Source organism: Mesorhizobium sp. WSM4823 (genome assembly GCF_055811195.1).
The window spans coordinates 327,447-349,005 of sequence record NZ_JBVVQL010000002.1; the positions used below are offsets into that span (position 1 = coordinate 327,447).

12 protein-coding genes are annotated in these 21,559 nt (G+C 62.2%); 5 read left to right on the top strand and 7 right to left on the bottom strand.

Translation table 11 applies throughout. From position 1 onward, the window contains the following. Positions 1-107 precede the first annotated feature (107 nt). From AC0L26_RS06490 to AC0L26_RS06505, 4 genes are all read left to right on the top strand, one after another. A complete protein-coding gene (locus AC0L26_RS06490; protein WP_473631800.1) occupies positions 108-323 on the top strand; it encodes a hypothetical protein in 216 nt (71 codons plus the stop codon). A 175-nt stretch (positions 324-498) separates the two neighbouring features. Then, positions 499-1,518, top strand: coding sequence for a glycoside hydrolase family 25 protein (locus AC0L26_RS06495; RefSeq protein WP_473631801.1), 1,020 nt, complete (start codon positions 499-501; stop codon positions 1,516-1,518). A gap of 193 nt (positions 1,519-1,711) precedes the next feature. After that, complete coding sequence (locus AC0L26_RS06500; protein WP_473631802.1) at positions 1,712-3,910, top strand: esterase-like activity of phytase family protein; 2,199 nt, start codon at positions 1,712-1,714, stop codon at positions 3,908-3,910. 251 nt (positions 3,911-4,161) lie between these two features. Further along, complete coding sequence (locus tag AC0L26_RS06505; RefSeq protein ID WP_473632139.1) at positions 4,162-4,533, top strand: endonuclease domain-containing protein; 372 nt, start codon at positions 4,162-4,164, stop codon at positions 4,531-4,533. Positions 4,534-4,732: 199 nt separating this feature from the next. Here the strand turns inward: AC0L26_RS06505 and AC0L26_RS06510 are convergent, their stop codons facing one another. From AC0L26_RS06510 to AC0L26_RS06525, 4 genes are all read right to left on the bottom strand, one after another. Continuing rightward, a complete protein-coding gene (locus AC0L26_RS06510; RefSeq protein ID WP_473631803.1) occupies positions 4,733-8,512 on the bottom strand; it encodes a vitamin B12-dependent ribonucleotide reductase in 3,780 nt (1,259 codons plus the stop codon). A gap of 615 nt (positions 8,513-9,127) precedes the next feature. Continuing rightward, positions 9,128-9,616, bottom strand: a complete 489-nt coding sequence (locus AC0L26_RS06515; RefSeq protein WP_352934722.1) for an NUDIX hydrolase — start codon at positions 9,614-9,616, stop codon at positions 9,128-9,130. A gap of 216 nt (positions 9,617-9,832) precedes the next feature. Next, the gene (gene gpt / locus AC0L26_RS06520; protein WP_352934719.1) at positions 9,833-10,333 is read right to left on the bottom strand and encodes a xanthine phosphoribosyltransferase; all 501 of its coding nucleotides are present in this window, start codon (positions 10,331-10,333) and stop codon (positions 9,833-9,835) included. A gap of 76 nt (positions 10,334-10,409) precedes the next feature. Next, entirely contained in the window at positions 10,410-11,843 is a 1,434-nt protein-coding gene (locus AC0L26_RS06525) for a pyridoxal phosphate-dependent decarboxylase family protein (RefSeq protein WP_473631804.1), read from the bottom strand. 212 nt (positions 11,844-12,055) lie between these two features. Between AC0L26_RS06525 and AC0L26_RS06530 the strand changes: the two genes are divergently transcribed. Continuing rightward, complete coding sequence (locus AC0L26_RS06530) at positions 12,056-12,925, top strand: LysR family transcriptional regulator (protein WP_473631805.1); 870 nt, start codon at positions 12,056-12,058, stop codon at positions 12,923-12,925. 10 nt (positions 12,926-12,935) lie between these two features. Here AC0L26_RS06530 and AC0L26_RS06535 read toward each other — a convergent pair whose 3' ends face one another. The 3 genes from AC0L26_RS06535 to AC0L26_RS06545 all read right to left on the bottom strand — a co-directional run bounded on the left by AC0L26_RS06535 (position 12,936) and on the right by AC0L26_RS06545 (position 21,358). Then, positions 12,936-13,769, bottom strand: coding sequence for a universal stress protein (locus AC0L26_RS06535; protein ID WP_473631806.1), 834 nt, complete (start codon positions 13,767-13,769; stop codon positions 12,936-12,938). A 173-nt stretch (positions 13,770-13,942) separates the two neighbouring features. Beyond that, a complete protein-coding gene (locus tag AC0L26_RS06540; protein WP_473631807.1) occupies positions 13,943-14,686 on the bottom strand; it encodes a competence/damage-inducible protein A in 744 nt (247 codons plus the stop codon). Positions 14,687-15,034: 348 nt separating this feature from the next. Next, positions 15,035-21,358 carry a kinesin gene (locus tag AC0L26_RS06545; protein WP_473631808.1) on the bottom strand — a complete coding sequence of 2,108 codons (6,324 nt, stop codon included), beginning with the start codon at positions 21,356-21,358 and terminating at the stop codon, positions 15,035-15,037. Positions 21,359-21,559: the final 201 nt, after the last annotated feature.

Consider the following 21,559-nt stretch of genomic DNA (forward strand, 5'->3'; position numbering starts at 1 on the left):
TGCCCATTTTTTTCATCGGGGACACGAGATAGCCGGCAAAGCGTCATTGGCGAGCCATCATTGCCACCTATCTATTGCTTGCGGGTCGGCGGTCGAGGAGGCGACGGATGAACGATAAAATCAACACCCTGGATGAGCTTTTGAGCGATCCGATGGTCAAGCTCGTGATGGAGCGTGACCGCGTGCAGCCGGCCGAGCTTCGCACGCTGCTTGAGGAAAAGGTTCGCCGGGCGGAGGATGATGCGCCGGTCAACCCCGATCGCTTTGTACCGCCGGCTCACATGGTAGCCGAGACCTGCCACAAGCTATGGCTGTGCAGCTAAGCAGAGGTGCCTGACAGGGTCAGCAATCTCTGGCGCTGCCCCGCGGACGCTTCGATGAAGAGGCTCCTAACAATTTGATTCAAACTTTGTTGGTAATTTCTCGTTAGTAATCTGGACTGGTTTGTCCGGCGGCGTTGTCTTGCCATCGGTCTGTTGTGTTTGCGTACAGGTCCAGATGCGGTTATCAGGCGTCGTCATCTTCTCGATCGCAGCGCTGTGCCTTGCCGGCTGCACGTCGACGTCCGGCGTCGATGCGCTGCAAGTGCCGTCCAGTGAGACGACCAGCTCGGTTGTGCGGCCGCCCGCGCCGGTGGCCTCGGTCGATGCGGCCGATGCCGCACCCGCCTTCGCTGAGGAAGAGGCGATGGACCAAGCCGTGGCGATGGCCCCTCCAGAGCCTGTGGAAAGCATCGAACCACCCGCCGAGCCGATTGCCCTGGTGGCGCCGCCGAAGCGGATCGCACGCGCGACACCGATCCTCGCCGAGCCGGTCCAGCGCTATCGTTTTCGTGACGCCAAGCCGATCAATTTCGGCAAGGCCTCGCCCAGGCACCTCGCCGTTCACGGCGTCGATGTCTCGCGCTGGCAGGGCAATGTGAACTGGGACAAGCTGCGCGCGCAGGGCGCGAACTTCGCCTACATCAAGGCGACCGATGGCGGCGATCATCTTGATCCGATGTTCATGAAAAACTGGCGCAATGCCGACGCCGCCGGCCTGAAGCGCGGTGCCTATCATTTCTTCTACTGGTGCCGCACCGCCGGCGAGCAGGCCGACTGGTTCATCCGCAACGTGCCGAGGGTCGAGGGCGCGCTGCCGCCGGTGATCGATGTCGAGTGGAATGGCGAATCCAGCTGCAAGCGGCGGCCGTCGCAACAAAAGGTGCTGGAGAAGATGCAGGTCTTCATGGACAAGCTGGAACGCCACTACGGCCAGCGACCCATCATCTACACCGCGCCCGATTTCTACCGCGACAATCTCAGAGGCGCTTTCCCAGACTATCCGTTCTGGCTGCGGGCGGTGGCACAGCACCCGTCAAAGGTCTATCCCGGCCGCAAATGGGTGTTCTGGCAGTATTCCGGCTCCGGCCTGTCGCACGGCGTGAGAGGCCGCATCGACCTCAACGTCTTCCATGGTGACGAGAGAGCCTGGCGGAACTGGGAAGGCGGGCGGCAGATGGTGGCCGAGGCGGAGTAGGGGCCGGCTGGGAGCATCCTGCCGCTCGCGCCTGCGGCACTGATCGCGGCCGCAGAAACCACCGTTTGCAGGCATTGGGGTGAATATTGAGGAACCCTGACCGACTGTCGCGGAATTGTCATGGATCCGTCATCGCATTGAAATGTCGCTCCTCCAAAGCAGGTGGCTTCCATCCAAACAGGAGACGCCACCCGTGCCCCGCCATTCCGCGCTTTTCGTCCTGACGGCAGCGCTTGCTGCCTCCGTTTCGCTGCCGGCCCATGCCGATGTGATGTTCAACCGGGTCGCGAGCTTCGCGGTCGCCGGAAACCTTCCCGCGGACGTCGAGAAGACCTCGCCGACTTCGTCCGAAATCATCGCGGCCAGCGAAGACGGCATGACGCTGGTCTATTCCGACAGCCCGCTCGGTGCAGTCGGCTTCATCGACATCGCCGATCCCAAGTCGCCCAAGGCCGGCGGCATCGTCAAGATCGATGGCGAGCCGACCTCGGTTGTGGTCATCGGCGGCAAGGTGCTGGCCGGCGTCAACACATCGGAGAGCAAGGCCAAGCCTTCAGGCAATCTCACCGTCATCGATCTCGCCTCCAAGGCGATCGAAAGCACCTGCGACCTCGGCGGCCAGCCGGACTCGCTGGCGCTGAGCAAGGACGGCAAGTTCCTGGCCATCGGCATTGAGAACGAGCGCGACGAGGAGGTGAACGACGGAGAAATACCGCAGATGCCGGCGGGCGACCTCAAGATTTTCACCCTTGCCGAAGGCCAGCCCGATTGCGCGACGATGAAGACCGTGAACCTGGCGGGCATCGCCGAAGTCGCGGGGGACGATCCCGAGCCGGAATTCGTCGCCTTCAACGAGGCCGGCGAGATCGCGGTCACGCTGCAGGAAAACAATCACATCGCCATCGTCAATGCCGAAACCGGCGCGATCGTCACCCACTTCTCCGCAGGCTCGGTCACGCTGGACAAGATCGACACTAAGAAGAACGGCGCGTTCTCTTTCGATGGCAAAATGGAAAACGTCGCGCGTGAACCCGACGCCGTGAAATGGCTCGACAATGACCGTTTCGTCGTCGCCAACGAAGGCGACTACAAGGGCGGCTCGCGCGGCTTCACGATCTTCAGCAAGAAGGGCGAGGTTCTCTACGAATCCGGTCCGTCCTTCGAGTATGAGGTCGCCAATGCCGGTCATTATCCCGACGCCCGCAACAAGAAAGGCGTCGAGCCGGAAGGTATCGAGACCAGCACGTTCGGCGAAGACAGGCTGATTTTCGTCGCTTCAGAGCGTGGCTCCGTGGTCGGCGTCTACAAGGACACCGGTGCAGAGCCTCAGTTTGTCCAGCTCCTGCCGTCCGGCATCGGCCCGGAAGGCCTAGTCGCGATCCCGTCGCGCAATCTCCTGGTCACCGCCAACGAGACCGACCTGGTCGAGGACGGGCTGGCCCGCTCGCAGGTGATGATCTACGAGCGCTCCGAGGGTCCCGCCACTTACCCGATGATCACGGCAAAGCTTACGGCAGACGGCACGCCGCTCGGCTGGGGTGCGCTTTCGGCGCTCGCCGCCGGCGACGCCGCCGGCAAGCTGTTCGCTGCCTCGGACTCGTTCTACGCCAACGCGCCCTCGATCTTCGAGATCGATGCCACGCAGACGCCGGCGCTGATCACCGGCAAGACCATCGTCACGCGTGGCGGCCATCCTGCGCAGAAGCTCGACATCGAAGGTCTTGTCGCCGACGGCGAAGGCGGCTTCTGGCTGGCCAATGAAGGCGATCCAGCAAAGCTCGCCCCGCACGCCATCCTGCGCGTCGACGACAAGGGCGAGATCAAGCAGGAAATCGGCTTCCCGATGGAATTGCTCGCCCACCAGATCCGCTTCGGTCTCGAAGGCATCACCGCGATCGGCGAGGGCGACGACCTGACGCTGGTAATGGCAGTGCAGCGCGAATGGGCCGACGATCCGAAGGGCCAGGTCAAGCTTTTGGCCTACAAGCCGAAGGCCAAAGAATGGTCGGCGGTGCGCTATCCGCTCGAAGCGACCGAAGCTGGCTGGATGGGCCTGTCGGAGATCACCGCGCATGACGGCAAGCTCTACATCCTCGAACGCGACAACCAGATCGGCGACCTGGCCAAGGTGAAGCGCGTCTATTCGGTGGCGCTCGACGCCTTCAAGCCGGCCAAGCTCGGCGGCGAATTGCCATTGGTCGAAAAGACGCTGGTGCGCGACATCATCGGCGACCTGAAATCAGCCACCAACGGCTATGTCGTCGACAAGGTCGAAGGTTTCACCATCGACAGGAACGGCGATATTTTCGTCGCCACCGACAATGACGGCGTCGATGATTCATCCGGCGAAACGCTGTTTTTACGCTTGGGTAACATCAGCGCCGTGAACTGAGGGGCTGTTCTTCCCTTCTCCCCTTGTGGGAGAAGGTGTCGCCAAAGGCGACGGATGAGGGGTGTTCCAGCTTGGCACGGACGGCACTCCGTCCAACACCCCTCATCCGTCTCGGCGCTGCGCGCCGATCCACCTTCTCCCACAAGGGGAGAAGGGAGAGCGCTGGCATTTCGCGCTTTGGCCAATCTCGAATGTCAGCGATTTGCGTGACGATGGTGCTGGACGGAGCGCCAAGGCTGGTTAATCGCCCGATGCCGCACCAGCCCGTCGCTCCGACCAAACGTCGTTTCGCCCGCTCGATGCGCCGCGAGCCAACGGAGGCGGAAGACCGCCTGTGGCACGAACTGCGCGGGCGCAGGCTCGATCGCATCAAATTCCGGCGTCAGGTTCCTGTCGGCAAATTCATCGCCGATTTCGTTTGCGCCGAGGCCAGGCTGATCGTCGAGATCGACGGCAGCCAGCATGCGGATTCGAACTATGATCGGGAGCGAAATGCCGAATTGAAGGCGAGGGGCTTTCGCGTGCTGCGTTTCTGGAACGACGACGCGCTGCGGGATTTGAACGCCGTCTGCGATACCATCATCGCTTATGTCCGCGATGAGCGTTTGCAGCCGTGGCGGTGAGGCCTTTCCTTCTCCCCTTGTGGGGGAAGGTGGATTGGCGCGCAGCGCCAAGACGGTTGAGGGGTGTTGGACGGAGCGCCGTCAGTGCACCTTCTTCCACAAACAAGGGAGAAGGAAGAGATGATCACGGCGCTTAACGGATTTCGGCCCGATCTTGCGACCGAGCCGATGATGTTACGTTCTGGCGCTGCAGATTTCCTCAACTGCACCCGCTCGTCGCTCCACACGTATCGCACTTCTCACACGTCCCGTTCCGCACCATCGTAAAATTCTGGCACTCGGAGCAGGAATTGCCGGTGTAGCCCTGGAGCAGCGATTTGGCGCGGCGGTCGGCGGCTAGTTTCTTCGCCTCGGCTGCCTCGTTGGCTGCGGCATCGGTGAACAGCGCCGCCGTGGTGTCGGAAGCAGCACCCGCCGCCTCCTCGAAGGCGATGTCCTCGATCAGCTCCTTTGCCCGCTCCTCATAATCACGCTTGTAGGCGGTGGCTTCCTCGCTGGCCGGCTTCAGCGCCAGTACGTTGGAGCCGGAGAATGCCGTCGGCGCGGAGCGGGCACTGGGCGAGCCCGAACCGGCAAAGCCCTTCGGATCGTTGCCGCTCACCCTCGACACCAGTTTCACTGGCGAGGCGCCGCGGGTCAGGCCCTTTGAGACGGCGTCGGTCTTGCCTTCGCTGATACCGCGGCCAAGTGCGGTGTTGGAAAAATCCGACTGGTCGACATGGGCGAGGTCGTTGCGGCCGAGATAGGAGATAGCGAGCTCGCGGAACACGTAGTCGAGGATCGACGTCGCGCTCTTGATGGCGTCGTTGCCCTGCACCATGCCGGCCGGCTCGAATTTGGTGAAGGTGAAGGCATGCACATATTCGTCGAGCGGCACGCCATATTGCAGGCCGAGCGAGATGGCGATGGCGAAATTGTTGAGAAGGCCGCGCAAGGTCGCGCCCTCCTTGTTCATGTCGATGAAGATCTCGCCGAGACGGCCATCATCATATTCGCCGGTGCGCAGGAAGATGGTGTTGCCGCCGATCTTGGCCTTCTGCGTGTAGCCCTTGCGGCGAGACGGCAGCTTCTCCTGCTCGCGCGAGACGCGCTCGATGATGCGCTCGACGATCCGCTCGGTGATCTGTGCGGCGCGTGCCGCCGCCGGTGCTGCGATCAGCTGCTCGACGGCATCGTCCTCGTCGTCTTCGACGTTGGCAAGCAGCGAGGCGTTGAGCGGCTGGGAGAGCTTCGAGCCGTCGCGATAGAGCGCGTTGGCCTTCAGCGCCAGCTTCCACGACAGCATGTAGGCGCCCTTGGCGTCTTCCACCGTCGCGTCGTTCGGCATGTTGATGGTCTTGGAAATGGCGCCGGAGATGAAGGGCTGCGCCGCCGCCATCATCTGGATGTGGCTGTTGATCGACAGTGAACGCTTGCCGATCTTGCCGCACGGGCTGGCGCAGTCGAACACGGGCAGATGTTCGGCCTTCAGGAACGGCGCGCCTTCCAGCGTCATTGCACCGCAGACATGGATGTTGGCGGCCTCGATGTCTTTTTTCGAGAAGCCGAGCGCCGGCAGCATCTCGAACGAGAAATCGTTGAGCTGCTCGTCGGTGAAGCCAAAAGTCTCCTTCACCCAGTCCGCACCCAGCGTCCACTGGTTGAAGACGAACTTGATGTCGAAGGCCGACTTCAGCGCCGCATTGAGTGCCGCGATCTTCTCGTCGGTAAAGCCCTTGGCCTTGAGCGAGCCGGGATTGACGGCGGGCGCCTGGTTCAGATTGCCGTGGCCGACAGCATAGGCCTCGATCTCGGCGATCTGGCTTTCCGAATAGCCGAGCGTGCGCAGCGCTTCAGGGACAGCGCGATTGATGATCTTGAAGTAGCCGCCGCCGGCCAGCTTCTTGAACTTGACCAGCGCGAAGTCCGGCTCGATGCCGGTGGTGTCGCAATCCATGACCAGACCGATCGTGCCGGTCGGCGCGATCACGGTCGCCTGCGCATTGCGGTAGCCATGCTCCTCGCCGAGCTCGATGGCGCGGTCCCAGGCAGCCTTGGCATGGGCGGCAAGCTCCGGCTGCTTCAGGTCGGAGGCGACCAGCGGCACCGGATTGACGGCGAGCTTCTCGTAGCCATCCCTGTCGCCATAGGCCGCTCGGCGATGGTTGCGCATGACACGCAGCATGTTCTGCGCATTGCGGTCATAGTCGGGGAAGGCGCCGAGCTCGGCGGCCATTTCGGCCGAGGTGGCATAGGCCGTGCCGGTCATGATTGCAGTGAGTGCTGCGCAGATGGCGCGGCCCTCGTCGGAATCATAGGGGATGCCCGAGGTCATCAGCAGGCCGCCGATATTGGCGTAGCCGAGGCCGAGTGTGCGATATTCGTAGGAAAGCTTGGCGATCTCCTTCGACGGGAACTGCGCCATCATGACGGAAATTTCCAGCACCATGGTCCAAAGCCGGACCGTGTGCTCGTAGGCTGCGATGTCGATGGTACCGTCGGCGTTGCGGTAGGGCAGCAGGTTGATCGACGCCAGGTTGCAGGCAGTGTCGTCGAGGAACATGTATTCCGAGCACGGATTGGACGCCCGGATCGCACCGGCCGAAGCGCAGGTGTGCCAGTCGTTCATCGTCGTGTTGAAGTGCAGGCCCGGATCGGCCGACGCCCAGGCGGCATAGCCGATCTTTTCCCATAGATCCCTGGCCTTCAGCGTCTTCAGCACCTTGCCGTCCTTGCGGGCGGTGAGGTGCCAGTCGGCATCCTCTTCGACGGCGCGCAGGAAATCGTCTTTCAACGAGACCGAATTGTTAGAATTCTGGCCCGAAACGGTGAGGTAGGCATCCGAATCCCAGTCGGTGTCGTAGGTCTTGAACGACATCGAGGTGTAGCCCTGCTTGGCGAACTGAATGACGCGGTAGATGTAGTTCTCCGGCACCCCGTCCTTCTTGGCCAGCTTGATCTCGCGCTTCAACGCGGTGTTGATCGCAGGATCGAAGCAATCGTCGTCCTGGCCTTCGCAGTTGATGCAGGCCTTCATGATCGCTTCGAGGTGCTTCTTCACGATCTTGGAGCCGGTGACCAGCGAGGCGACCTTCTGCTCCTCATTGACCTTCCAGTCGATGAACTCCTCGATATCGGGATGGTCGGCGTCGACGATGACCATCTTTGCAGCGCGGCGCGTCGTGCCGCCCGACTTGATGGCGCCCGCGGCGCGATCGCCGATCTTGAGGAAGCTCATCAGGCCGGACGAGCGGCCGCCGCCGGACAGCTTTTCGCCTTCGCCGCGCAGGAACGAGAAGTTGGAGCCGGTGCCGGAGCCGTATTTGAACAGGCGCGCTTCACGCACCCACAGGTCCATGATGCCGCCTTCGTTGACAAGATCGTCCTGCACGCCCTGGATGAAGCAGGCATGCGGCTGCGGATGCTCGTAGGAAGACTTCGACTTGGTCAGCTTGCCGGTGAACGGGTCGACATAGAAATGACCCTGGCTCGGGCCGTCGATGCCGTAGGCCCAGTGCAGGCCGGTGTTGAACCATTGCGGCGAGTTCGGCGCGACGCGCTGGGTGGCCAGCATATAGGCGAGCTCGTCGCGGAAGGCGCGCGCGTCTTCCTCCGATTTGAAATAGCCGCCCTTCCAGCCCCAATAGGTCCAGGTGCCGGCGAGGCGATCGAAGACCTGGCGGGCATCGATCTCGGAGCCGTAGCGCTCGGCCTCGGGCAATTTTGCCAGTTCGGCCTCGTCGGCAACGGAGCGCCAGAGGAAGGAGGGGACGTCATTCTCCTCGACCTTCTTCAGGTGTGCCGGCACGCCGGCCTTGCGGAAATATTTCTGCGCCAGGATGTCGGCGGCAACCTGGCTGAACTGCGCCGGCACGTCGATATTGTCCAAGCGAAACACCACCGAGCCATCCGGATTCTTGATCTCCGAAAGCGCCTTGCGGAATTCGATCTCCGCATAAGCCGATTGACCCTGCTTGGTGAAACGACGCTCGATGCGCATTGGCCCTTTTCCCTTTGTCTATATATAGCGCTTTCGTCAGGAGATTTCTGCCCCCAATGCGAAACGCGCATGTCCGCCGTCCGCCGGCGTTCGAAAACGGCCGGCTCCTTTTCACAGCCTCCGCCCGCCCTGCTGGTCGACCTCCTTGCGAAGGTGCCGTCCAACGCGCTGACGAACCCTGCGGGTCCCTCAAGACTGAAACTTTTTTGCGACTCCCTCAATCGAGGGAACTTCACACTATCTAGCGTCGAACTTACCTGCAAACACTAAATATAGTATTAACAGACAATTTATTCCAGTCCGACAATTTTCCCTTTCGTCTCCCCAAGCCCACCAATCCCAACGCTTCCGCCGGCCTCGTAACCAGGCGGAAATGCGGGCAAAACGCACAAAATCCGGGAAAAAGACCGGGCTCAGAACTTTCCGGTCGCGCTCTCAACAGGAGCGCATGGCCTATAAAAGGCGACTCGTTTTGCGCCGTCAAGGATTCGTTTGCGTAGCTTTTGTGACCCCAACATCTTGTGTGTCACACATGTGGATAACGGGGATAGAAAGTGGCGCGCAAGATTTCGATTTTAAGCCGCGCGATGCGCGGTCGGTGCGTCTATGTCCAACTCAGGAGAATTGACGCGGGTCGGCACAGAAATAGGCGATGATCTGGCAAAGGTCCGGCTCGTTGACCATGCGGACCGCCTCGGCGGGGCTGACCCATTTGCGGGTGCGCGACCGCTTTTCCTTCCACCGGTCGGCGATCTTGTCGACCTGCAGCGGAAACACCAGGACTTCGCAAGGCACTTCCTCGCCGGAAGACAATGCCTTGGCATAGAAATAGCGACCGGCTTCGTGGTGGGAGATCGTGCCGCGCAGTCCGGCTTCCTCGCCGGCCTCGCGCGCCGCCGCCTCGCAAAGCAGTTCCTTGGCCTCAGGCCAGCCCTTGGGAAGCACCCAGCGGCCGGTATCGCGGCTGGTGATCAGCATGATCTCGATGCCATGTCCGGTATCGCGCCAGGGCAATGCTGCAACCTGCAGGCGGCACGGCGCTGCGCCGAAGAGCCGCTGGACCCTTTCGGCCAAATGGTTGTGCGTTGCTGGCGTCGTCAACATCGGAGAAGCTTGCCCCAGCCTCCAGAATCATCTGCCGTCTCGTGAATCTTACGGCTAATCATAAGTAATAAAAGTAAAAAACCTCATACGAGGTGGTTAACCACGACAAGGTGCGTCGATTCAGGAAATATCGTGCGCCGCGGCGTTCTTTCAAGAAGTGGTCGCCAGCAGGAAGTGGCCGCCAGCTATCCCACGAGAACAAGCACTTGCCGCGAATCAGCCGACGTGGTCGTCGGCGATCGGCTTCTGGTAAGTGAAGCCCATATCCCACGGAAAATAGATCCAGGTGTCCTGGCTGACTTCGGTGACGAAGGTATCGACCAGCGGCCTGCCTTTCGGCTTGGCGTAGACGGTGGCGAAATGCGCCTTGGGCATCATGGCCCGCACGATGCCCGCGGTTTTGCCGGTGTCGGTGAGATCGTCGATGATCAGCACGCCGGCGCCGTCATCGGCGAGCAGTGCAGGCGTCACCTCCTTCAGCACCTGCAACTGCCCCTGGCTGGTGTAGTCGTGGTACGAGGCGACGCAGACCGTCTCGATGATCCGGATCCCGAGTTCACGCGAGATGATGGCAGCCGGAACCAGCCCGCCGCGCGTGATGCAGACGATCGCCTTCCATTGGCCTTTGTTGGCGCCGGCAAGCCGCCAGGCGAGCGCACGCGCGTCGCGGTGGAACTGATCCCAGGAGACGGGAAAGGCCTTTTCGGGAAGGGACATTTTTCTGCGCACTCCGCAGCGCGCGAAAATCGCGCGCAGACACTTGAAGGAATGCGCGCGGAATTAACTGGAAAGCCTAGGTGTTGGCAAGTGGCGCAACCTCCAGTCCGATCGGCGCAGCCACTTCTGGCGTCAGCACAGAAGTCGCGGCCGCGATCGCCCGCTTCACATCCTGCTCGCTGGTGCGCCAGTTAACCACGCTGACGCGCATGGCGCGGTGGTTGCGCCAGGTCGTGCCGGAGAAGAAGGCTTCGCCTGTGGCATTGATTTTTTGAATCGTTTCGTCGGTAAAAGCGTCGTTTTCCGCAGGTGAAGCGCGAGGCCGAGCGAACCTGAGCAGGCCTTGATTGAGCGTTGGCCTTGCAAGGATCTCGGCGCCCGGTAGTTCGCCGATCCCCTCGACGATGCTGGCGCAATGCGCGCAGCAGCGATCAACCAAAGCTTCCATGCCGCTGCGGCCGAGTTGCTTGAGGGCAGCATAGACGGGAACGCCACGCGCGCGGCGAGAGTATTCCGGGTTCCAGTCTGACTGGTCCCGCGCAATTGTGGTTGGCGCGACATAGGATGCGCTCGATGTCATGGCAGTGCGATGTGCTTCCCGGTCCGCGACAATGGCGATACCGCAATCGAAAGGAACGTTCAGCCATTTGTGGCCGTCGGTCGCCCAGCTATCCGCCAGTTCCACGCCGTCCAGCAGGTGGCGGTACGTTCGGCTGGCGCGTGCGAACAGGCCGAAGGCACCGTCGATGTGAACCCAGGCGCCGGCTGAATGCGCCATCGATATCAACTCCCTGAACGCGTCACAGGCGCCGATGTTCAAGTCGGCAGCATTCAGCACCAGCATGGTCGGTTTGGAGCTGTCGGAAAGCGCGCCGTCGAGAACCGCAGGAGAGACGCGCCCATCCTCGTCCGTTTTCAACTGATCAATAGCCTTGCGGCCGATCCCCAGAAAGCGCACCGCGCGGTCTACGGTGACGTGTCGCTGGTCGCTCGTCAGCACCCTGATCCTGGGCGCGCCAATCAGCCCGTCCTCTTCCACGTTCCAGCCGACGCGCCTCAGCAGCGCCGCGCGTGCAGCCGCAAGGCTGGTCATATGCGCCATTTGGCAACCGCTGGTGAACGCAAAAGAGGCGTCTCGCGGCAGGTCAAGCAACTCCTTGATCCATTCGCCGGCTGTTTCCTCGATCACGGCGGAGGCCGGACTGGAGGCATAGACGGTCGCGTTCTGATCCCAGGTGGTTACCAGCCAGTCGGCCGCCAGTGCGGATTCCAGGCCGCCGCCAATCACCCAGGCAAAGAAGCGTCCGCCTGCGCTGCCATGCATCCCGGGGCCGGCATCCCTGGCAAGTGCTTGAACCACTTCCTCTGCACTGCTGCCTTCGTATGGCAGTGGGCCGGCAAAAGACCGTTTGAGATCCATAAGACTGGCCGTTGCAGCCACCGAACGTTCATCCAATCCGTCGATCCAGGCTCGTGCTGCACGGTAGGCGAGATCTAGCGCCGTGTTCATTGAGTGGGTTCCTCAAGCGGTGTATTTGCCCATGCCCAGACGCAGCTAGCCGGTCACCATGCCGGCTGTGCAATTGGTTTTACTCAGTTTGGCCAAGGCTGATTGCTCCGACAAACGAAAAGGACTTACACTCGACATCAACGAAATTGGCGAATTGGGGCTTGCCACTCATGCCGAACCACGCACGCTCAGGGCCGGATTCGGGCGTTCTGTTGGGGCTGGACAACTCGCTCCTGCGTACTCTGATGGCGGTTGTCGACACAGGCAGCTTCATCGGTGCTGCCCGAACAGTGCACCGGACGCCATCTGCCATCAGCATGCAAATGAAACGGCTTGAAACGCAGATCAGACAGCCGATCTTTGTGCATCAAGGGCGCTCGATAATGTTGACGCCAGCAGGTGAAGCGCTTCTGACCTATGCGCGGCGCGCGCTTGGAATCGCCGAAGAGGCGATAGTGCGATTCAATCGCCTGTCGCACGGACGCGCTGTGCGGCTGGGAATGACGGATGAATATGCGGTTGCGTTCCTTCCCTCGGTTCTCGCCAGCTATACAGCGGCCTATCCGTTGGTGGAGATCAGCGTGACGTGTCGCACAAGCAGCACGATGTCGCGGATGCTGGATGAGGGCGAACTGGATGTCGCACTGGTGACAGCTGGCGCGACGGGTCGAACTGGATCGCCCGACACGGCCATCCATAGAGATCGGCTTGTGTGGGCAGGCCTTGCGCATGGAACCGCCCATCTCCGTCGTCCGCTGGCGGTCGCCGCAGGTCCAGCGAGTTGCATTTGGCGGAAGTCAGCCATCGACGCGCTCGACGCAGCCGACATCTCTTATCAGATCGCTTGTACAAGTGAGAATCTTGCGGGCCAGCTTGCGTTGGTGGTGGCGGGGCTGGCAGTCGCGCCGTTGCCGATTGCAACCTTATCGGGAGAACTGGTGCCGTTTGGGCCTGAGCAAGGCCTTCCGTCGATTGGTTACTATGACGTGGCCTTGCGGCGCAGCCCTCATGCGCCCGATGACCTGACTTCCACCGTCGTTGACCATGTCGGGGCGTATTTCGCCGCGCGCCAGAGTTCTTGATCTACGCTTCTTACCGCGACAGGAAGGCTGCCACCGGCACCGTGCGCAGCACCGTGCGCGTGACGCCGCCGAACAGAAGCTGGCGCAACCAGGAATGGCTGTAGGCGCCGAGCACGAGCAGGTCGGCGCCGGTTTCGGCAACCCTGGTCTGGATCACGTCGTCGACCGAGAGGCCGCCCGATTGCAGGACCGAGACGCTGACCGCGGCGCCATGCCTGGACAGGGCAGCGGCGATTTCGGCGCCGGCCGCCTCCGGCGCCGCGTCGAGCGTATCCGGTGGGTCGATGACGACAACATCCGTCTTCTCGGCCTCGATAATGAAGGGCAGGGCGTCGAAGGCGGCGCGCGCGGCTTCCTTGCTGCCGTTCCAGGCGAGCAGCACATGCTTGAAACTGGTGACGAGCGGGCCCGAATGCGGCACGACCAGCACCGGCCGGCCGGCGTCGTAGACCAGCGTGTCGACGTCGGCGCTCGGATCGCCGCCCGACTCGCGCTGCGCGGCGATGATCAGGTCCGCCGTGCGGACGGTCGGGATACCGGTCAGCGCGCTATCTCCGGAAAAGCTTTCAAGGCTGCGCCACTCGAAGGACAGGCCGGAATCCTCGATATGCCTGAGGAAAACCGCCCGCAATTTTTCAGCGCGTTCCTTGTTCATGTCAGCTGAAACCTGCAGGAACTCGGTGTCGGGAAAACCGGTGGCCGAGGTGTAGGGGACGGGAAGCGCTTCGGCATGAATGCCGATGAGATGGCTTTCGAACTTGTCGGCAAGCGGAATGGCACATTCGAGCACGCGCTCCGCGTCCTGTTCGTTCTGCAGTATGGCGACGATGGTCTTGAATCGCATGGTAATCCCTCATTTTACGGCGATCGAAACTCGCCCGCGAGAAACGTTACAGTACCATGCTTGGTTCCGGCCTGATGCGTGTCGCCCAAAGTCCGCAGCGGTTTGGGACAGCGACATGCATGAACAAGACCTAAAGCGCATCGCATGGATTCCTTCAGACGACGCGCTTTAGCTCAATTGGCCGCGCTGGCGAGGCCTGCGACCATTGCCTCGACGTCGGCGCGGGCGGCCTCCAGCGCTTGCTGGCTGCGGGCACGGACGACCAGCTCAGTCCAGAATTTGCCGTCGCCATATTTCGGGTAGGACCCGATGATCGTGTCCGGATGCGCCTTCTGGATGTCGCCCAGCGGTCCGCCGACAAGGCCTTCGCCAAAGGGACAGTGCACCGTGGCCGACAACATTATGGTGCCGGCCTTCAGCGTCGGCACCACATTGTCGAGCATCGCCTGGAAAATCGATGGGACGCCGGCCATCACATGGACGTTGCCGATGCGAAAACCCGGCGCGATGGACACAGGATTGTCGATATGATCGGCGCCGCGCGGCATTCGTGCCATTCGCTTGCGCGCCTCGGTGTATTCGATGCCGCGCGCGGCATAGCTCGCTTCCAGCATGGCATAGGCCTTGGCATCGTATTCGCAGGGCACGCCGAAGGCCTTGGCGATCGAATCCGCGGTAATGTCGTCATGCGTCGGACCGATGCCGCCGGTCGTGAAGACATAGGTGTAACGGGCACGCACGGCATTCACCGCGGCGACGATCTCGCCTTCCTCGTCGGGAACGATGCGCACCTCCTTCAAGTCGATGCCGATCGCCGTCATGATGTCGGCGAGGTGGCCGATATTCTTGTCCTTGGTGCGGCCGGACAGAATCTCGTCGCCGATGACGAGCATGGCGGCGGTAACGATTTCAGGCATGGGAGACTCCGGCAAACGTCGACCTGAAGCAGATAGGGTCGCCTGAAGCAGACAGGATCGCCTGAGGCAGACAGCGGTCGCCTGAGATAGCGCGGCAGATGGCCGGCGGCAATGCGGTATTGATGGCGCTGCCGCAGCAGAGCAATTGCTTCAGGTTTGCGCTGCCCGTCACTGCCTTGCCGGGTGTTGCTATACGAGAGAAGGTCCCGGCAGGCGGAGGCGGTGAGGCGGCGCGGCCGACGACATGCAGTGAACATCACGTCACAGCTTGCTGCCCTGGGGCAAACAAGAGGCTTGCCTGGGGCAAACAAGAGACGGGCCGAGGCCCGCCTCTTGTTTGGCGCCCGATCAATGCAGGCGGCCGCTGGCGTGGGCAAGCATCGTGTAGACCTTGCCAGTGTCCGATGTCAGGTAAGTCTGCGCCATCATGTTGTCGCGGTCGTTGCGTGACACATCCTTGAGCAGCTTTTCGAAATCATCGCAATAACGGTCGACGGCGGCACGGAATTCCGCCTCCATCTGGTATTTGCGGCGGATCTCGTCGAAAGTCTGCTGGCCTTTCAGCGTGTAGAGACGCCGCGTGAACACGTCACGCTCGCCGCGCCGGTAGCGGTTCCACAGCTCGATCGAGGCATCGTGATCGATGGCGCGGGCGATGTCGACGGAGAGCGAGTTGAGCGACTCCACGACATGAAGCGGCGAGCGCTGGGCAGGTGCCGAGCGTGGCGCTTCCGAGGGCGCCGCGGGCATGGCGACCTCTTCGCGCGATGCCCCGGTCAAGAGATCGCGCACCCAGCCGCCCTGCGGCGCACGGCCAGGGTCGCGCTGGCGCGGCGCCGTCTCAGCCGGGCGTTCCAGGTCCAGCGTGCCACGCAGTGCGGTGTCACCCGATGGCGTCTGCGGGGCACGAGGTTCCGGTTGCGGGGCCGAAGGACGGCGCTGCGGTTCAGCGGCGCGCGCGGCAGGCGCTTGCGGTGCCGGACGCAGATTGCGCGGCTCCGAGGAGTCGGTGCTGCGACCCGATTTCGCAACGATTTCAGACAGTTCCTTCAACGCGTTGATCTGCTCGGAAACGGCGCGGCGGATGGCTGTGGTCGATTCCTTTGCCTCCTCGGGCATCTCGATGACGCCCTTCTTGAGCTCGGCGCGGGTGAGGTCGAGCTCGCTCTTGATCGAGCCGGCGGTGCGTCGCATCTCCTCGGTCGCGTCGGCGAAGCGCTTCGTTGCCGAATCGACGACGTCGGAGATGGCGGTACGGATCTTGTCCGCAGATTCCAGCGTCTTGCCTTCGGCATTCTGCAGCGTCTGGCCGACCAGAGTCTCGAACGAGCGCATGACCTTTTCGAGATCTTCCGATTTCTTGACCAGGCCGACGGCGAGGTCTTCAAGCGACGACTGCCTTTCCAGCGTGTGTTCGAGGTTGCTCTGGGCCGAACTCAACAGGTCCGAAGCACTGGACAGCAGACGGCTGTGCTCGTCGAACTTGGTGGCGATCGAGGCGACCTCGCGCAAGGTGGCAGACGACAATTCGGTAAGCCGTGTCGTATTCGAATCGACCAGGCGCGCCGAACTGGCGAAGGTCTGTGCGGCTTTTTCGGTCGTTGCCGCGAAGCTCTGCGTGCTGCCGCTCAGGCGCTCATCGACCTGGCCCAGATTGGCCGCCGCTTGCTCGATCAGCTGACCGAGCTGCGCGCTGGAGTTGCTCATGCGGCCGATGAGATCAGCGACACTGTCGGCAAGCGTCGAGCGCGCTCCTTCGACGGCCGACAATGTTTCGGCCGTGCGGCTGGCGAGCGCGTCGACCAAGGCGGCGTTTTCGCTGCGCAGTTTCTCGGTGGCGCGTTCGGTGACTTCTTCCATGCTCTTTTGCAGTTCCGAGCCACCCTGGGCGAAGCGCTCGACCAAAGGCCGTGCCGTTTCGTCGAGGATCTTCGAGATTTCCGCCGAACGCGCCGCAAGCATGGTGTTGAGCTCGCGGGTGTTGGTGCCGATCGTCTTCGCCGCATCGTTGGTGCTCTGGCCGATATGCTGGCCGACTGCGGTGAAGGTTTCCGCGATCGAATTGGCGCGCGAAATGAGTTGCGCCTCGGCGGTCGAAACCTGCTCGTTGAGCTTCTGGCCCAACGTCTCGGTGGTGTAGGCGAGACGGTTCTCGACGTTGGCAACCTGCTCCTCGACGCGAGCCGCCGCAGCCGCGGCGCTGGACGCCAGGCGCTCGTCGGCGCCGGCCAGCGCCTGCTCGATTTCGCGGGCATGGACGGCAAGTTCCTGACCGGTCTGCCTCGCCCGTTCGGCAACCCGCTGCTCGGTGCTGGCAAATGCCCCCACGATGCTCTCGGTATGCTCTCCGATCGTCGACGAACTGTCGGCGATGCGGGACACCAGACGGTGATCCGCCTCGTCGAAGATACGGCCGATCTCGGACGCGCGGGCCGACAGCGCTTCCGAACCTTCGGCAATGCGCGACATCAGCTGCTGATCGGCGGCATCGAAAATGCGGCCAAGGTCGGATGCCCGCGCCGCGAGCGCTTCGGCCGATTCGCCAATGCGTACGCCGAGCCGTTCGTCGGCGCCTTCGAAATTGCGCAAGATGTCGCCGGCGCGTGCGGCCAGCGACTGCGCCGTTTCGACTGCGCGGGCAACCAGCTTCTGGTCCGCCGCATCGAATGTGCCGGCGATCTCGCTGGCACGGGCTGCCAGCTGGTCGGCCGTTTGCTGGGCGCGCGCCAGCAACGAGTTCGACGTGTCGTCGACATGGGCGATGATTGCGCTCGATGTATCCTCGGCCCTGGCAATGAGCGCGCTTGATCTGTCCTCGGCACGTGCGGCGAGGCGGCTGTCCGCCTCCTCGAAGGTGCGGGCGATATCCTCCGCCCTGGCGAGCAAGGCGGCCGAAGTCTGCTCGGCACGCTCGGCGATCTTGCGATCGGCGTCGCTGAACGCCGCGCCTGCCTGTTCATGCAGCGCGCTGGTGACTTCCATCACCTTTTCACGCAGCGCTCCCGCAACGAAGACGGCGCTCTTTTCGAGCACGCTGCGGACGTTGTCGACACCGGTCGACAGCGCGCGCTCCATGGTTCCGGCGCGCTCCTCGATGATGCCGGTCTGGCGACTGAACGCCTGCTCGATCTTTTCGACATCCGCGGCAATGGCATCGGAGATGTCGCTGCTTCTGGCGGCGATCTGGTCGATATGACCGGACAAGGAACGGTCGACTTCCTTGCGTGTGTCGGCGAGTTTGGAGAGATCGTCCTCCAGCGCACGGGTCAGCGCGTCACGGCCTTCGGCCAGCTTGCCGACATGCCCGGCGATGATCTCGTCTACGTCGCTGCGGCTCACTGCGATTTTCTGCAAATCTGCTTCCAGCGCGCGTCTGAGGATGTCGCGGCCTTCGGCCAGTTTCTCGACCTGGCCGGCAACCAGCCCGTCGATGCTCGACCGGCTTTCCGCCAGCTTGGCGAGATCGTCTTCGAGCGCCTTGGAGAGGATCGAGCGGTCCTGGATCAGCTTCTCGGCATGGCTGTTTACAAGACCGTTGACGCTGCCGAGATCGGCCTCCAGGGCCCGTGTAAACTGTGCACGATTGTCGGTCAGTTGCTGGGACTGATCGGCAACGACACCCTTGATCGTATTGAGGTCTGCTTCCAGCGCACGTCTAAGGATGTCGCGGCCCTCGGATAGCTTCTCGACCTGGCCGGCAACCAACCCGTCGATGCTCGACCGGCTTTCCGCTAGCTTCGCGAGATCGTCTTCGAGCGCCTTTGACAGGATCGAGCGGTCTGTGGCGAGCCTGTTCATGTGATCGGAGACAAGGCCGTTCACATTCTGCAGGTCGGTTTCCAACGCTCGCGACAGTTGACCACGGTCTTCCGCCAGCTTCTCGGACTGGCCTGATATGACGTCCTTGATCGTGTTGAGATCGGATTCCAGTGCGCGCTTGAGAATGTCGCGGCCTTCGGCCAACTTCTCGACCTGGCCGGTAACCAGACCATCGATGCTCGACCGGCTTTCCGCCAGTTTGGCGAGGTCGTCCTCGAGCGCCTTCGACAGGGTCGAGCGGTCCTCGGCGAGCCTGTTCATGTGATCGGAGATAAGGCCATTCACACTGTGCAGATCGGTTTCCAAAGCCCTCGAGAGCTGACTACGGTCCTCCGCCAGCCTTTCCGACTGGCTCGATATGACGTCCTTGATCGTGTTGAGATCGGATTCCAGTGCGCGCTTGAGAATGTCGCGGCCTTCGGCAAGCTTCTCGACCTGACCGGCGACCAGTCCGTCGATGCTCGACCGGCTCTCAGCCAATTTGGAAAGGTCAGCCTCGAGCGTCTGCGAAAGCAGGCTGCGATCGTCGGCGAGCCTGCCCGAATGGTCTTCGATCAAGCCTCGGATGCCGGAAAGGTCGCTTTCGAGCGAGCGCGAAAGCTGCGTGCGATCTTCCGCCAGCTTGGCGGAATGGTTCTCGATGAGGCCCTTGATGCCGATAACGTCGGCTTCCAGCGCCTTGGCGAGGATGGCGCGACCTTCAGCGATCTTCTCGACCTGACCGGCGACCAGCCCGTCGATACTGGCGCGGCTGTCGGCCAGCTTGCCGAGATCAGCTTCGAGAGCGCGTGAAAGAATGCTGCGGCCTTCGGCCAGCTTTCCAACATGGCCGGCAACCATTTCGTCAATGATCGTGCGGGTTTGTACAAGTTTCCCGGAGTCTTCGTTCAAAGCCTGTGAAAGCCTGTTGCGACCCTCTTCGAGCCTTTCGAGATGGCTGCCGAGCGAAGCATCGATGGTGGCACGCGACTCGTTGACCTTGCGCAGATCTTCTTCGAGAGCGCGCGAGATCAGGTTACGGCCTTCGGCAAGCTTCTGCACCTGGTCGGTGACCGCTGCGTCGATGCCGGCGCGGCTTTCGGCGAATTTCGCCAGATCGGCTTCCATTGCCGCCGCCATGCGTTCGCGGCTTTCGGAAAGCTTGCGGCTGTGGTTCTCGACGGCTTCCTCGATGCCGACGCGGGCATCGGCAAGCCGCTGGATGTCGGCGTCGAAGGAGCGCGACACCACATGACGGGCCGCTTCCATACGCCCGGCGAAATCGCCAGCGCGCGCTTCAAGCATGGACGAGGTCGACGAAACGATGTCGGCCATGTCGGCGCCGATCTGGGTCTTGCCCTGATCGATCATCGCCGACAGCGTCTCTTTGCTGTCCTGGAAGGTATGGGCGATTTCGCGTGCGCGCTCGACCAAGGTCTCGTTGATCTGGCGTGCTCGGGCCTCGAGCGCGGCGTTGAGCTTCTGTGTGCCGGTGTCCAGCGCTTCGGCGCGGGTTTGGAATTCGCTGATCAGCGCCTGGCCGCGCTCTGCCAGCGTCCGCTCGATGCCGTCAAGGCTGGCTTCGAATTCGGAGTTGAGCGTGCGCGCGGCGCCGCCAAGCAACGAAACCATGCCGGAGGTCCGATCGTCGAGCAGATCGGTCAGCGACCGGGTGAGGCCGTCGGTCGTGTCCGTCAGCTTGGCAATGCGTGTATCGAGGAGACTGGCGAAGGCTTCGCCGGAGGTCGAGAGCCGGTCCGTGATCGATTCGAGACGGCCTTCCACCGAATCGAAGATCGACATCGAGCTTTGGTTGATCCTGTCGATCAGCGTGTCGCCTGAGTTGGTGATGGTCATCGACAAGTTGGTCGAGGCGTTGAGGATGCTGTCGCGAATGATGTCGCTGGCAGCCCCGATTTCGTCCTTCAGCGTCTCGTGCGCGCCGGTGATCGAGGCACGCACGCGTTCGGCGTGGGTGACCACCGCTTCGCGCTCGCTGCCCAGCCCGTCGACAAGCGAGCGGATGCGGGATTCATTCTCCGAGTAGGAGCGTTCGATCTGGTTGACTTCGCTGTGCACCAGGGTTTCTAGCTCGACGGCACGCGCAAGCGTGCGCTCGATGCCTTCGCCCATGGCCGCCACCTCGCGGCGAACCGCCTGCCCGATCATCATGACGCGATCCTGGGCTATATTTTCCGGCTCGGTGAGGCGGAAGGCCACTTCCGTCATCGACTGAGCGGCGATGCGCATTTCCTGCGCGCGGCGAATCATGGCTGCAAACGCCCAGAACAGAAGGAGGGGCAGAATTGCAGCGGCCGCCAGGCCTATTAGTTCGGGACGGGCGAAAAACTGGTCGGGCGTACGGATCTGCCAGATGCTTGGTCCAAACAGCATATTGGCCAATGCACCGGCACCGGCGATCCAGGCGAGCGAAACGAGCGCCACGACCCAGTAGATCGTGTTGGAAGCACGCCGATTGAGAGTGTGCAGCAGCGTTTTGTAATCTTTTTGACGGGGATCGTTGGCTGGCGTGAAACCAGCCGGCTGCTGGCCATTGCGCGTTTCCACAGGGCGCAGTTCAGCCGGCTTGGCCTTTGCCTGGTCCTGGTTGGTGACCGGCTCCGCCTTCTGGCTCTGGTTCGCGACGGGCTCGACGTCCGGGCTTTGACTGACGACAGGCTCGGCATTCTGGTTGCGGCCTTCGCGTGCCAGTTCGTCGGCAGCCTGCGATATCTGGGCTTCCAGATCTTCCATCGACGCCGCGATATCGAGATCGCCGCCGACGTCCCCGCTCAGATCGATTTCAAGTGCTTTTTCGAGTTCCCTGGCTACGTCGCTGTCGAGCGTTCTTGCCGTCGTTGTTTTCTTCGCCATGCCTTCGCTACCCTGTACAAGCTGCCGCGGGACTTATGATTCTGCTTGCGGTGTCCCACGCAAGAGGCTGAAAATGGACCTGTCGTATCGTAATGACACACCCGGGTAAAGAAAACATGCATTCGGCGCGATACGTAAAACTTTAAATATAAGGTTAACAGAACCGTGATTCCGGCGCCGTTATCGCGACATTTTTCCGGG

What these genes read in the sequence shown, in the direction of transcription:
- AC0L26_RS06510 (WP_473631803.1), bottom strand. Translation starts at nt 8,512, where the DNA reads ATGCGCATCGAGCGTCGTTTCACCAAGCAGGGTCAATCGGCTTATGCG.
- AC0L26_RS06535 (WP_473631806.1), bottom strand. Translation starts at nt 13,769, where the DNA reads ATGCGATTCAAGACCATCGTCGCCATACTGCAGAACGAACAGGACGCG.
- AC0L26_RS06525 (WP_473631804.1), bottom strand. Translation starts at nt 11,843, where the DNA reads ATGAACACGGCGCTAGATCTCGCCTACCGTGCAGCACGAGCCTGGATC.
- AC0L26_RS06515 (WP_352934722.1), bottom strand. Translation starts at nt 9,616, where the DNA reads ATGTTGACGACGCCAGCAACGCACAACCATTTGGCCGAAAGGGTCCAG.
- AC0L26_RS06490 (WP_473631800.1), top strand. Translation starts at nt 108, where the DNA reads ATGAACGATAAAATCAACACCCTGGATGAGCTTTTGAGCGATCCGATG.
- gpt (WP_352934719.1), bottom strand. Translation starts at nt 10,333, where the DNA reads ATGTCCCTTCCCGAAAAGGCCTTTCCCGTCTCCTGGGATCAGTTCCAC.
- AC0L26_RS06505 (WP_473632139.1), top strand. Translation starts at nt 4,162, where the DNA reads ATGCCGCACCAGCCCGTCGCTCCGACCAAACGTCGTTTCGCCCGCTCG.
- AC0L26_RS06540 (WP_473631807.1), bottom strand. Translation starts at nt 14,686, where the DNA reads ATGCCTGAAATCGTTACCGCCGCCATGCTCGTCATCGGCGACGAGATT.
- AC0L26_RS06545 (WP_473631808.1), bottom strand. Translation starts at nt 21,358, where the DNA reads ATGGCGAAGAAAACAACGACGGCAAGAACGCTCGACAGCGACGTAGCC.
- AC0L26_RS06495 (WP_473631801.1), top strand. Translation starts at nt 499, where the DNA reads ATGCGGTTATCAGGCGTCGTCATCTTCTCGATCGCAGCGCTGTGCCTT.